Origin of the sequence: Helicobacter sp. 11S02629-2, assembly GCF_002272875.1 — a bacterium.
Lineage (GTDB): Bacteria > Campylobacterota > Campylobacteria > Campylobacterales > Helicobacteraceae > Helicobacter_I.
Window position 1 is genome coordinate 40,723 of sequence record NZ_MLAN01000011.1, and the last position, 12,972, is coordinate 53,694.

Sequence of the window (12,972 nt, forward strand, 5' to 3'; positions counted from 1 at the left end):
AAAGGAAGCGAATATGAAAATAATATATTGTGATGCATTAATTATCGGTGGTGGACTAGCCGGACTTAGATCTGCTATAGCTGCTAGTGAGAGGGGTTTAAACACTATAGTTCTTAGTTTAGTTCCTGTTAGAAGAAGCCATAGTGCAGCTGCCCAAGGTGGTATGCAAGCAAGTCTTGGCAATAGTAACAAAGGAGCTGGGGATAATGAAGATGTGCACTTTGTGGACACAGTTAAAGGAAGTGACTGGGGTTGTGATCAAGAAGTAGCAAGGATGTTTGTTACTACTGCACCAAAAGCTATACGTGAGCTAGCACAGTATGGGGTGCCTTGGACTAGAATCAAAGCTGGTAAAAGACCTGCAGTTATAAACGGTCAGCACGTGCAGATAGAAGAAGCAAAAGATAGAGAAGGGTATATCCAGTCTCGTGACTTTGGTGGAACTAAGAAGTGGAGGACTTGCTTTACAGCTGATGCCACAGGACATACTATGCTTTATGGAGTGGCTAATGAAGCTTATAAACATGGTGTTGATATACAAGATAGAAAAGAAGCAGTAAAAATCATTCATAAAGATGGTAAGTGTTATGGTGCTGTCGTAAGAGACTTAGTTACTGGTGAGCTTAGTGCTTATGTAGCAAAAGGTACTCTTATGGCAACTGGTGGCTATGGTAGGATTTATCAAAACACTACAAATGCAGTTATCTGTGATGGTGTTGGAGCGGCTGTTGCTATGGAAACTGGTATCGTAAAACTAGGAAACATGGAAGCAGTTCAGTTTCACCCAACCTGCCTAGTCCCAAGTGGAATCTTGATGACTGAAGGTTGTCGTGGGGATGGTGGTATTTTACTAGATGTAGATGGTCACCGTTTTATGCCTGATTATGAGCCTGAGAAAAAAGAGCTAGCAAGTCGTGACGTTGTTAGTCGTAGAATCTTAGAGCACATTAAAAAAGGTAAAGGTGTACATGGACCATATGGTGATTTTGTATGGTTAGATATAGCTATACTTGGAAGAGCACACATAGAAAAAAACCTAAGAGATGTCCAAGAGATAGCTGAGATCTTTGCTGGGATTGATCCAGCTGATGATGAAAGAGATTCTAAAGGCATACCAAAAGGTGCAGTACCTATTAGACCTATGCAACACTACTCTATGGGTGGTATTAGGGTTAATCCAAAAGGTGAAACTGCACTAAAAGGTCTTTTCTCTGCTGGTGAAGCTTGCTGCTGGGACTTACACGGGTTTAACAGACTAGGTGGTAACTCAGTTAGTGAAGCGGTAGTTTCTGGAATGATTATTGGCGATTACTTCGCAGAGCACTGTGTGCACGCAGAGGTTGATATAGAAACTTCACTAGTTGAAGAGTTTATAAAAGAAGAAAGTGACTATCTAAACAGCCTTATAGATAATGGTGGCAAAGAAGATGTTTACACTATAAGAAATGCCATGAAGCAGATTATGGACTTAAAAGTAGGTGTTTTTAGAGATGGAAAAGAGCTTCAAGAAGCAGTTGAAGAACTAGAAGAGTTAATCAAACGTTCAAAACACATTAACGTTAGAAACAAAAAGCTTCATGATAACCCAGAGCTAGAAGACACTTATAGAACTCAAAGGATGTTAAAAATCGCCCTTTGTGTAGCATACGGAGCTGTTCAAAGAACTGAAAGTAGGGGAGCACACACAAGGTTAGATCACCCAAAAAGAGATGATGCTAACTGGCTAAATAGAACCCTTGCTTCTTGGCCAGATCCAGAGCAAACTCTTCCAACTTTAGAGTATGAGCCACTTGATATCATGAAGATGGAGATAGCACCTGCTTATAGAGGTTATGGCGATAAAGGAAACTTTATACCTAACCCTAGAAAAGAAGAAAGAGAAGAGCAAGTTGTAAACACTATAAAAGAAGTTGAAGCTAAAGGTGGCGATAGATACGCAGTTCAAGATGCCCTTATGCACTTTGAGTTACAACCAAAATACAAAGAGATAAATGAAAGACTAGGCGAAGTTGACAACAGATACACAGTGCAAGATGGACTTAAGCCTAGTGAAACAGCACAAACCCCAAAAGAAACAGTAGGAGATGCTAAATGAGTTCTGCAGCCCAAACTAAAGGAAGAGAGATAATTATAAAAGTTTTAAAGTTTGATCCACAAAGTGCAGTTTCAAAGCCTCACTTTAAAGAGTACAAACTTACAGAAACTCCATCTATGACTATCTTTATAGTTTTAAACATGATAAGAGAGCAGCAAGATCCAGATCTAAGCTTTGACTTTGTGTGTAGAGCTGGGATTTGTGGGAGTTGTGGGATGATGATAAATGGTCGTCCACGCCTAGCTTGTAGAACTCTAACCAAAGACTTTCCAAGTGGTGTTATAACCCTTATGCCACTTCCGTCATTTAAGCTTATAAAAGACTTAAGTGTTGATACTGGTGAGTGGTTTGCTGGTATGACTAAAAGAGTAGAAAGCTGGATACACAACAAGGAAAGAAGAGATATCTCTAAGCCAGAAGAAAGAATCGACCCAGATGTAGCACAAGAAACTTTTGAGCTAGATAGATGCATAGAGTGTGGTTGCTGTATAGCAGGCTGTGCTACTAAGCTTATGAGAGAAGACTTCATCGGAGCTGCTGGACTTAATAGGATAGCGCGCTTTATGGTTGACCCTCATGATAAAAGAACACTTCAAGACTACTATGAAGTTATAGGTGATGATAACGGTGTTTTTGGATGTATGAGTTTGATAGCTTGTCATGATGTATGTCCTAAAAATCTACCTCTTCAAAGCAAGATTGCTTACTTAAGAAGAAAGATGATTAGCATGAAATAGCCTTTTAATAAAGCCCTTTTTGCTTACTGCAAAAGGGCTTTATGCCAACTTCTAGCTTTTTTCTTACCTTTATTACTACGCTTTAAACATTCATATATTTTTAGATTCTATGCCTTAACCCTACATTCTTTAAAACTTTTCATTTTTTGGAATCTAAAAATAGCTTTATAACTTACAAAATCTTACAAACTATAAAAAGTAGACTTTATACCCCCTAGCTTTGTAAGTTTTGCCCTCATTCACACTTTTACGTTTTTGTAAAGATATGTAGTGTGAAAAAATATTAATTTTTATTAAAATTGCACTAAGATTGTTTTTTATTACGTTTTTATACATACTATTTAAATCAAGCTGTAGCTATTAGGTTGCACGCAAGAAAAGGAAAAGCATTATGGATATAAGTAAAACACCACAAAGTGAGGCTAGCAAGATAGACAAAGACCCGCTTATAAAAGCAGCCATGGAGCCAGTTAAGACAAAAAAAGGGCTTTTTAGCTTTTTGCCAGCAAGTCTTTTTGGCAGTATCATGGGGCTTGGTGCTATAGCTATAGCTTGGCATTTAGCAAGTAGTGAGTTCCCAGTCATCCCAAGCATGATAGGCAAGGTCATAGGAGCTATAGCAACTATTTGCTTAGTTATTATGATAGTTTGTTACTTCTTAAAGATAGTTACTAGTTTTCAAAGCTTTAAAGCAGAGTGGATGAACCCTGTCACTAAGCCGTTTTTTGGGACATTTTTTGTTTCATTTTTGATTATGTCTATGGTTATGTACCACTATAATCACGTGCTTGCCCTTGTAGTTTGGATCATAGGCGCTGTTGGTCATACGCTTTTTGCTATGTATACGATGAACTACTGGCTTACAAAAAAGCAAGAGATAGAGCACATAACTCCAGCTTGGATTATCCCTATAGTTGGGCTTTTGGATATACCTCTTGGCTTTAGGCAGTTTGGAGATCTTTTTGATACTAGTATATGGGGACATGATCTAAGTTTGTTTGCCTTTGGCGTTGGTATGTTTTATGGAATCCCAGTTATAGTTTTTATTATGAACCGCCTTATAACTCATAGTGACTTAGCTTCTAAGATACTTCCTACTCGTATGATACTAATAGCCCCTTTTGCAGTAGCAGTAAGTAGCTATATAGAGATAACCTTACATATAGATCTTTTTGCAGATGTGCTTTATGCTATAGCTATATTTACATTTATCGTGCTTTTACCTCAGATTATCTCTCATCTAAATATCTGCCCTTTTAGATTCTCATGGTGGGCTATATCTTTCCCATTAGCAGCCCTAGCTATAGCTGCTTTTAAGATCTCAGCCCACTATCCAGATAGAGTGGAGTTAAAAGTCTTAGCCTTACTTTTCTTGATAGTTTTTAGTATAGCTATCATTTATATAGCTATTCGTACTTTAAGAGGTATATTTAATGGCAACTTAGCTGAGCTTTAAAAACTAAGGTATCTTTAAGTTACACAAAGGCTTTATCTCTTTTGTGGTTTTAAAGCCTTGCGACTTATCTTAATCTTGACGTGGCGGCACAAGAGATTTTTAAAAATCGTCACTATTTAAAAGAATGCTATAGAATAACGCATCAAAGAAATTTGATAAGTTATAAATTAAAGGACTTCATGATGGAAAGACAAGCAAACTCTTGTACAACACTTTCACCAATAGATAAAGCAAAACTAGAAGCCTTAGCAAAAGAAGGCAAAGCACACCCAGATGTTATAAAAACTTTAAAATGTAAAACTGTGGCTAAAGGTAAATTTAGACATGAAAACTATATAAGAAACCTAGCACCTTACATCGTTGATGAGCCACCTACGCTTTTAGGTGAAGACACTGCACCAAACCCAAGTGAAGCCTTACTAGCAGCACTTGGAAGTTGTATAGCAGTTGGAATCCACGCTAATGCGGTTAATGAAGGTATAGAGATCTACTCTTTAGAGTTAGAGCTAGAAGGCGACTTAAACATAACTGCAGTTTGGGGCACAGGAGATCTAAGCGAGACTAAACCTCTAGGTTTTACAGATGTAAGGATAAAAGTTAATCTTGATAGCAACGCTAGCAAAGAAAAACAAGATGCACTTATAGCCCACGCTGTAAAATGGTCACCAGTGGCAAATACTCTAATGAGAAAAGTTAACGTAGTTGCAAAATAAAGCCTTATACGTGGAGTTAAGCTTCCACGTAGCCTTTATATCTTAAACCTTAAAGGAAGTACAAATGCTACACACCATTTTAGAAAAAGAGCTAACACCAAAAGTAGAAACTATAGACAGACATGGATTCTATCCAGAATCTATACTTAGAAATATGGGCAAAGTTGGAGTTTATAGACTAAATGACATAGAAGAAAATGGACTTAATAAAAATATAGAAGATATGAGCTTTGTCTCTAAGGTGTGTATGACAACTGGCTTTTGTGTATGGTGTCAAGATGTACTAGGCTGGTATCTTTATAATACTCAAAATATGAGCCTTAAAAACAAACTTCTCCCCCTAATAGAAAACGGCTTAGTGCTTGGTGGCACGGGGCTTTCTAACCCTATGAAAAGCTATGCCAAGATAGAAAACAACCACTTAAGTGCTAAAAGAGTAAGTGGAGGCTACGTGCTAAATGGCACTCTTCCTTGGGTCTCAAACCTGCAGTATGGTCACTACTTAGGCGTCATCTTTAATGTAAGAGATAAAAACCATAACGTGATGGGTGTAGTTTACTGCGACCCTTCAACTATGAAGTTAAAAGAAAACATCCACTATAGTGCATTAGAAGGCAGTGCTACTGCAAGCGTTATTCTAAAAGACTACTTTATGAGTGATGATGATGTGTTAGCAGACCCTGCAGAGCCTTACTTAGTAAATATCACTCCGGGCTTTATCCTCCTTCAAGCGGGCATGGCTATGGGTGTCTTACTAAGCTCTCTTGATGTTATAAAAGCTTCTAATCAAACCCATCATCATATAAATAAGTACTTGCCCTTGCAAGAAAGTGAGCTAGAAGCAAGGACTGCCTCCTTAGCAGAGACTGTTTATAGACTAGCTAAGAATCCTTATGATGTTTTTAACCCTTTTTACTTAAGAGAAGTTTTAAGAGCTAGGCTAGAGGCATCTTACTTAGTCTTAGAAGCTACTCAAAGTGCTTGCTTGCACGCTGGAACGCAAGGCTATCTATATAGTGCTAAAGCCCAAAGAAACTTAAGGGAAGGCTACTTTGTGGCTATAGTCACACCTTCTATTAAACATCTTATAAAAGAGCTAGAAGATATAGAAAATGGCGTAGGCGTCATGTCAAATTGGAAACAAGTAAAAGACATAGGCTACTATGAGATATAGCGTTTTATGGGTGATTTAAGTAGGCAAGACAAGCCAAAAGTCTTTTTTAAGACCTTTGGCTGCAGGAGTAATATCTATGATACTCAAGTGATGATGAGTAGTTTAAAAAACTATGAGATAACCTTAGATGAAGATAAAGCAGACATCATCATCTTAAACTCTTGTACTGTTACTAACAGGGCTGATAAAGAGTGCAAAAGCTATGCAAGGACTAAAAACGAGCAGGGTAAAAAAGTACTTTTTACAGGCTGTGGAGTTAAGATGCAAGGAGAAAGCCTTTATAAAGAAAGTCTTGCTTTTTCAGTCTTTTCTCACTCCCATAAAGAAGATATAGATTCCATCCTTTCAAAAGATAGAATCTTTTTAAGCAAAGATAGTAAAAAGCTAGATACTACCCTTTTGCCCGCCATGATAGGCAAGGTAAAAGGCTTTGTTAAGATTCAAGAAGGCTGTAACTTTAAATGCAGCTACTGCATCATCCCCTATGTTCGTGGCACAGCTAGAAGCTTTAAGCATGACTTTATACTAGAACAAGCTAGTCTTTTGGCTAAAAGTGGAGTTAAAGAGCTAGTACTAACAGGGACTAATATAGGAAGCTACGGACTTGATACAGGCACTCACATAGCTACTCTTATAAAAGACCTAGCAAGCATAGAAGGCATAAGGCGTATAAGACTAGGAAGCTTAGAGCCTTCGCAAATTGATTCTAAGTTTATAGACGTTTTATCTAACCCAAAGCTAGAAAGACACCTTCATATAGCCTTGCAGCACACAAGTGAAAAGATGCTACACATCATGAATCGTAAAAATACAGTACAGCATGATTTAGAGCTTTTCTTAGAGTTAGAAAGGCTTGGCTTTTTCTTAGGAACAGACTACATAGTAGGGCATGTTGGAGAGAGTAAAGAGATATTTAATAAAGCCCTTACTAACCTAGAAAAACTCCCTTTAACGCACATCCACCCTTTTATCTACTCACCAAAAACTGGCACCAAGTCAGCCACTAACCTAGCCATGCTAGAAAATGTACCAAAAGTAGAATCCAAAAAAAGACTTCACCTTATCCAAGATTTAGTTAAAGAAAAGAACTATCAAAAACGCCTAGCCTTAAAAAAACAAGGCATTCCTTTAAATGTCCTTATAGAAAGCGTAAAAGATAAGACTAAAGAAGCTACAGGCTTTGATGAGTACTTTAACAAAGTGACTTTAGATTCTACAAACTTAAGTTTAAAAGGTAACTTTATAACAGTCACAGACTACGAAGTAAAAAGCGAAGGTAACCTAGCCTTATCATGCTAGCACTAGATGTAGGCTTAAAAAGGATAGGCGTAGCTATATATATAGAAGGTATCATTTTACCTTTAGCACCAGTCATAAGACGTAATAGAACCCAAGCTGCAAGCGAGATAAAAGCGCTTATAGAAGAGAAAAAGCCAGAATTTTTAGTCATAGGACTGCCTAGTGATGAAGGTATGCAAAGAGGTATAAGACACTTTGTAAACTTGCTAGAGTTTAAAGGTAAAGTGCACTTTATAAATGAAGACTTAAGCTCAAAAGAAGCTTGTGAGCTACTGCTTGATAGGGCACACAAAGAGCGAAGCAACGCTAGAAAAGATGGCAAACTTGATAGCCTAGCTGCTAGCTTAATCTTACAAAGGTTTATAGATACTAATGCCAGATAATATAAATAATAACATACACATACCAGTTTTACTAGATGAGGTCTTAGAGACTTTTAAGCCCTTAAATGAAGGCTTACTGATAGACTGCACACTTGGCTTTGGAGGGATGAGTAAAGCCCTTTTAAAAGACCACCCAAAACTAGAAATCATAGGTATAGATAGAGATGAAGACGCCCTTAGCTACAACCAAGATATAGAGCGTCTTACAACGATTAAAGGTAACTTTAAAGAAGTGCTACCAGAGCTTATAAAAGAGCATGGCAGCAAGATAAAAGGTGTCCTAGCAGATATAGGAGTTAGTTCTTATCAGCTAGATAATATAGAGCGTGGTTTTAGCTTTAAAGGTGGGGTGCTTGATATGCGTATGGATAAAAGCCAAGATCTAACTGCAAGCTATGTTTTAAATCACTACTCAAAGCTAGAGCTAGAAGCCATCTTTCGCGATTTTGGTGAGATAAGGGAGTATAAAAAGCTAGTATCTTTTATACTTGAAGCTAGGGAGAAAAAGGCACAAGCTAGGATGCTACTAGATGGCTATGACCTACAAGAGATATGTCTTAAAGTCAGTCCAAAAAGTAAGATTAACGCTAGTACTTTAGCTTATCAAGCCCTGCGTATAGAAGTAAACTCTGAGCTTGATAATCTCACAACGCTTTTAGAATCTGCTAAGGAGCTAAAAGATTCCATCCTTGCTATCATCTCTTTCCACTCTCTTGAAGACCGCCTAGTAAAGCAAGCGTTTTCTGACTTTGCTAAGTCTTGTATCTGTGATAGTAACGTGATGAAGTGTGTGTGTGGAGGGGATCACTCTTTAGGCAAGGTATTAACTAAAAAGCCTCTAACTGCAAGTGCTGCTGAACTAAAGCGTAATAAGCGTTCAAGGAGTGCTAAGCTTAGGGCTTTTAAGTTTGACTAGTCGTTAAGATAAGATGCATTATATAGATAGTTATCTGATAAACATAAACCTAGCTATATTAAAACCCTTTTACATACTTATATATTAAAGATATAAAGATAGCAAAAAACACTACTAGCATAAAGATCTTCACTATCTTTTGCCCTTTTTTTATAACTAGGCTAGAGCCTACATAGCCTCCTATCATATTAGCTATGATTAAAGGCACTATGATGCTATACATTATCTTTCCAGCGATTATAAAAGTTACTAGGCTTCCTATATTAGAAGAGAGATTTATAGCCTTTGCTAGGGCGGAGGCGTGTACTAAGTTAAGTCCTATAACCACAGAAAAGCCAAGTATTAAAAAGCTTCCAGTTCCCGGCCCAAAAAATCCATCATAGAATCCAACCACCAAAGCTATAAGCGGAGTAAAGATATATATGTCTTTTCTGGTCATCACTGTTTTATCTGAGTTCTTTTTGGGTATTAAAGTTAAGATTAAAGCTATGGGTAAGATTATAAAAAAGACTTTATATATGACATGAGTATCAAGCAAAAGCACAGTTTTAGAGCCGAAAAATGCCCCCACTATCCCAGCTATAGAGCCAGTGATAGCTGCTTTATAGTTTAAAAGTCTATGGCGTATAAAGTTTATAAGTGCTACTAGCGTGCCAAGGGTGACTATGGACTTATTAGTCCCTAGTGCTATCTCTGGTCTTATGCCAGCAAGCAGTAAAGAAGGCATAGTCAAAAGCCCCCCACCTCCAGCTATGCTATCTATAAATCCAGCTAGAAAAAAGATAACTACTAGTATAACTACTATCCATATGTCCATCTTTTCTCCTTTGTGTAAACCCTAGTATGAAGAATAGTTGATAATCTTTATCTACTAGTTCACGTTCATCCTATATAATCTTTCATAATATTTCCGTAGACATTAATATAGCATTAACAAATCAAAAATGTGAGAGAATTGTAGATGTTAGAAAGATTCCATATAGGTCATAAAAGGGTTAAGCAGCTTTTAGCCCTTTCTTTTGTGTTAAGTGCTGTCTTAGGACAGGCTTATGCAGATGGGACACCTCAGAATGCTGGGGGTAAGTTTAATGGAAGTACTGGTTTTACTAGGGCTAGGTCTGTTAATGGGAACTATTTATATCAAACTAGTCAGGCAAATCTAACAGTTAATGGCTTTATTTCTTCAAGCATTTACTATCTAAAAGATATCAACTACTCCATGAACTCAGACCTTAATAAGACTAATATGCTAACTGTAAATCTAGCTGGCTCTAGCCTTATCCTTGGTGCTGATTCTGCTACTAATGGAAATACTGGCAACGTTTTATTGGGAGCTTTTAGTGGAAGTACTACAAAGTATAACACTGGGGTAGCTTTTAGCGGTGCTAAAGATTTTTATATAAGGGGTAATGCATATTTTGGGGGAAACTATGCTCAGCATGGCGCGAGTGTGTACGGCGGTGGTGGAGCACAAGTAAGTATTAATGCTACTGGTACAGTTCATCAAGATGGTACTTTAAGTCTTATACAATGCACTACATCTGGCTGCCAGACTAACCCTACAAGTTTAACCATAACTGGGGCTTCAGCTTTTAAATCAACTGGTACTATAAACACTTCCGGTAGATCAAAGATAGATGCTTCAAGTAGTGATGTAACATTAAATATTTTAAATGCCCTAGATTCTGTAACTGTTAATGGGAAAAGTATAACTATAAATACTTTAAATTATAGTGATATAGGCCATGCAGGCGCTAGTGCACACGTAATACTAAGTGCAACTAGTGGCGATGTAAAGATTAACAACAACCTAACTATAGGCAACAACGACAGCCTTAAAGTAAGTGCTACTAATCTCACTACTAAAGATATCTCTATAGGTAGAGGTTTACAAGGATCAAGCATAGATCTAAGTGGTATTAGTGATACTACTAAGCTTGGGAATCTAACTCTTGGTAATGCAGGTGGAGATTCTAGTACTATGACTTTTATCGCTGGGGGCAAAAGCTTTGAAGCAGGTAATATCACTTCTTTAAACTCACCTACTTCTCAAACTGTAATAGACCTAAGTAAAGTAACTGATAGTGTAAAAGCTGGCGTTATAAATCTAGGCGGGAAAAATACACTAACAGTAGGCTCTAAAAACTTTAGTGCTACTAGCCTAGAAGCAGGCTCTGGCTCAAAGCTAGACTTTAGCAAAGTAAGTGAAAGTTTTAGCCTCACTAATCTCACTCTTGGTCTAAACTCTAGCCTTGATCTCTCCCAAGTCACAGGTGATACTAAGATAAAGAATCTTTCTTTTAGTCCAGCTATAGCGGGTACTACTGGAAGCACTTCAGTCCTAAAAGCACCTAAAAGTAATATCACTGTAGATAATATATCATTAAGCAACACAGCCTTTGGCTCAAGAGATAGCATAGAGGGCAAAGATATCAAAGTAGGCTCTATAAACTATAAAGTAGCAGGCGTTGCAGGAAGCGAGTTAGAGTTAGCCCTAAAAGGAAGTGGGGCTATCAGTATAGATAAGCCAGTTAATCTAGTTAGTTGGAATAAACTTTCAGCCACTGGGGTTAATCTAACCACAAGTGATATAAGTACGCAGATAGTCTCACAGTTAGACTTTAGTGGTATAAGCGGAAAAGTCAAGATGGGAAGTATTTTGCTAGGGTCAAGTAGTACATTAGTAGTAGGAGGAGAAAACAGCAAGGTTACTGACTTTACCTCAGGTGATATCTCAAGTCGCACTGCTGCTTTAGGCAATGTAGTAGATCTAAGCCATGTAACTGATAATACAATAGTTGGCAATGTAGCACTAGGAGATTCTGCGACATTTAAAGTAGGCTCTAAAAACTTTAGTGCTACTAGCCTTAGTGCAGGACTAAACTCTACTTTAGATCTAAGTAAAGTAAGTGAAAATCTAGCTATAACTAATGTCGCTTTAGGTCTAAACTCAAAGCTAGACTTTAGTGGTGTACAAGGCACTACTCATATAACTAATCTTAACCTTAACCCAAGCATAGTTAATCTAACACTTGGAAGCACTACTACTATAGATGCTAAAAATAGCGATGTAACTATCAACAACATAAAAGCATCTAATACCACAGCAGGTGCTAAGACCAATATACTTGGTAAAAATATCACAGTAGATACTATAGACTACGCAGGCACTAGGGATGCTAATAGTAATGCCATTATAAAAGATGGCGCAGCTGGTAGTGTGCTAAGTGTAAACTTACAAGGCAGTGAGGATGTAAAAGTCACAAAAAACATAGCACTTCATGGCTATAACGAATTAAAAGCAAGCGGAAAGACACTAGAGACTAAGGACATAACTACAGGTGGTAACTCCTTTTTAAGCTTTGGTGATGTTAGTGATAGTATAAAGCTTGGGAATCTTAACCTTGGTGACTTTAACACTCTTACTATAGGCTCAAAAAATCTTGCTTCTGGAACTATATCAGTGGGTAATGGCACTACTTTAAACCTCCAGCACCTAACTGATAGCTCACAAGTTGGTGTTTTAAATTTTAGGGGTGGAGGCACTATAAACGCCCCCGGCATAGATGTAAATCTAACTAGTGTCAACCTAAGCAACCTTCAAAAACTAACAGTGCATGCTAAAAACTTCTATGCTGATAGGGTAAATGCTGCAGGGCTTGATAGTGCTGGGGCTTTAGTATCAAACTCAACTTTAGACCTAAGCTCTGTTGCTGGTAAGTCGACTATAAAGACTATGGGTTTAAAAACTGCTAGCGTTTATGGCTCCAACTTTGATATAGGTAGCCTTGTCGTCCAAAGGAATAATAATACTTGTATAAATGGCAACTGTAATAACAACACAGTCTTTTACTCTAAGCTAGATGAGGTAAATATAGGCAATCTTTACTTATACCAAGGGGTTAGTGGAGTAGATAGGGCAGGGCTAGAGTTTAGAGGTGATGGCACTACTAGTAAAGATTCTAGTATCAACTTAGGAACTGCTACTTTAGACTCTTGGTCTATCTTAAATGTTAAAAATGTAGCTAGTGTTAATGCAGATAGTTTAACTATGCTTTTTTCTAGTGCTTATCTTCCCACCCTAAACGCTAATACCCTTACCTTCCAAGATGGTGCTTCAGACTTACATGTAAGTGGTGATACAAACATCTATAAAACCCTCCATGTCCAAAATGACTATGCTAATGTATATAAAGCTC

At 37.6% G+C, this 12,972-nt stretch carries 10 protein-coding genes; 9 read left to right on the top strand and 1 reads right to left on the bottom strand.

From position 1 onward, the window contains the following. The first annotated feature begins 13 nt into the window (after positions 1–13). The 8 genes from BKH40_RS06990 to rsmH all read left to right on the top strand — a co-directional run bounded on the left by BKH40_RS06990 (position 14) and on the right by rsmH (position 8,773). The gene (locus BKH40_RS06990) at positions 14–2,095 is read left to right on the top strand and encodes a fumarate reductase flavoprotein subunit (RefSeq protein WP_095278137.1); all 2,082 of its coding nucleotides are present in this window, start codon (positions 14–16) and stop codon (positions 2,093–2,095) included. After that, positions 2,092–2,832 (top strand): fumarate reductase iron-sulfur subunit, encoded by a 741-nt coding sequence (locus BKH40_RS06995; protein ID WP_095278138.1) that lies wholly within the window; start codon positions 2,092–2,094, stop codon positions 2,830–2,832. Before BKH40_RS06990 ends, BKH40_RS06995 begins: the two co-directional genes overlap by 4 nt. A 391-nt stretch (positions 2,833–3,223) precedes the next feature. Continuing rightward, on the top strand, positions 3,224–4,288 hold the full coding sequence (locus BKH40_RS07000) for an SLAC1 anion channel family protein (RefSeq protein ID WP_095278140.1): 1,065 nt from the start codon (positions 3,224–3,226) through the stop codon (positions 4,286–4,288). Between the two features lie 182 nt (positions 4,289–4,470). Further along, positions 4,471–5,001 carry an OsmC family protein gene (locus tag BKH40_RS07005; RefSeq protein ID WP_219350159.1) on the top strand — a complete coding sequence of 177 codons (531 nt, stop codon included), beginning with the start codon at positions 4,471–4,473 and terminating at the stop codon, positions 4,999–5,001. A gap of 64 nt (positions 5,002–5,065) precedes the next feature. Continuing rightward, positions 5,066–6,175: an acyl-CoA dehydrogenase family protein gene (locus BKH40_RS07010; protein WP_095278144.1), complete on the top strand. Its 1,110-nt coding sequence runs from the start codon at positions 5,066–5,068 to the stop codon at positions 6,173–6,175. 6 nt (positions 6,176–6,181) lie between these two features. Then, the gene (locus BKH40_RS07015) at positions 6,182–7,474 is read left to right on the top strand and encodes a MiaB/RimO family radical SAM methylthiotransferase (RefSeq protein ID WP_095278146.1); all 1,293 of its coding nucleotides are present in this window, start codon (positions 6,182–6,184) and stop codon (positions 7,472–7,474) included. Continuing rightward, on the top strand, positions 7,468–7,857 hold the full coding sequence (gene ruvX, locus BKH40_RS07020) for a Holliday junction resolvase RuvX (protein ID WP_257842536.1): 390 nt from the start codon (positions 7,468–7,470) through the stop codon (positions 7,855–7,857). Before BKH40_RS07015 ends, ruvX begins: the two co-directional genes overlap by 7 nt. After that, entirely contained in the window at positions 7,847–8,773 is a 927-nt protein-coding gene (gene rsmH / locus BKH40_RS07025; protein WP_095278150.1) for a 16S rRNA (cytosine(1402)-N(4))-methyltransferase RsmH, read from the top strand. The genes ruvX and rsmH overlap by 11 nt, the downstream gene beginning before the upstream one ends. A gap of 58 nt (positions 8,774–8,831) precedes the next feature. Here rsmH and BKH40_RS07030 read toward each other — a convergent pair whose 3' ends face one another. Continuing rightward, positions 8,832–9,590: a TSUP family transporter gene (locus BKH40_RS07030; RefSeq protein ID WP_095278152.1), complete on the bottom strand. Its 759-nt coding sequence runs from the start codon at positions 9,588–9,590 to the stop codon at positions 8,832–8,834. 144 nt (positions 9,591–9,734) lie between these two features. Here BKH40_RS07030 and BKH40_RS07035 point away from each other — a divergent pair. Beyond that, positions 9,735–12,972, top strand: a 3,238-nt coding sequence (locus BKH40_RS07035; RefSeq protein ID WP_143428467.1) for a hypothetical protein, incomplete at its 3' end; no start/stop codon positions are given.

Excerpts from the sequence above, each read along its gene's own strand:
- BKH40_RS06990 (WP_095278137.1), top strand. The coding sequence starts at position 14 with ATGAAAATAATATATTGTGATGCATTAATTATCGGTGGTGGACTAGCC.
- BKH40_RS06995 (WP_095278138.1), top strand. The coding sequence starts at position 2,092 with ATGAGTTCTGCAGCCCAAACTAAAGGAAGAGAGATAATTATAAAAGTT.
- BKH40_RS07000 (WP_095278140.1), top strand. The coding sequence starts at position 3,224 with ATGGATATAAGTAAAACACCACAAAGTGAGGCTAGCAAGATAGACAAA.
- BKH40_RS07005 (WP_219350159.1), top strand. The coding sequence starts at position 4,471 with ATGGAAAGACAAGCAAACTCTTGTACAACACTTTCACCAATAGATAAA.
- BKH40_RS07010 (WP_095278144.1), top strand. The coding sequence starts at position 5,066 with ATGCTACACACCATTTTAGAAAAAGAGCTAACACCAAAAGTAGAAACT.
- BKH40_RS07015 (WP_095278146.1), top strand. The coding sequence starts at position 6,182 with ATGGGTGATTTAAGTAGGCAAGACAAGCCAAAAGTCTTTTTTAAGACC.
- ruvX (WP_257842536.1), top strand. The coding sequence starts at position 7,468 with ATGCTAGCACTAGATGTAGGCTTAAAAAGGATAGGCGTAGCTATATAT.
- rsmH (WP_095278150.1), top strand. The coding sequence starts at position 7,847 with ATGCCAGATAATATAAATAATAACATACACATACCAGTTTTACTAGAT.
- BKH40_RS07030 (WP_095278152.1), bottom strand. The coding sequence starts at position 9,590 with ATGGACATATGGATAGTAGTTATACTAGTAGTTATCTTTTTTCTAGCT.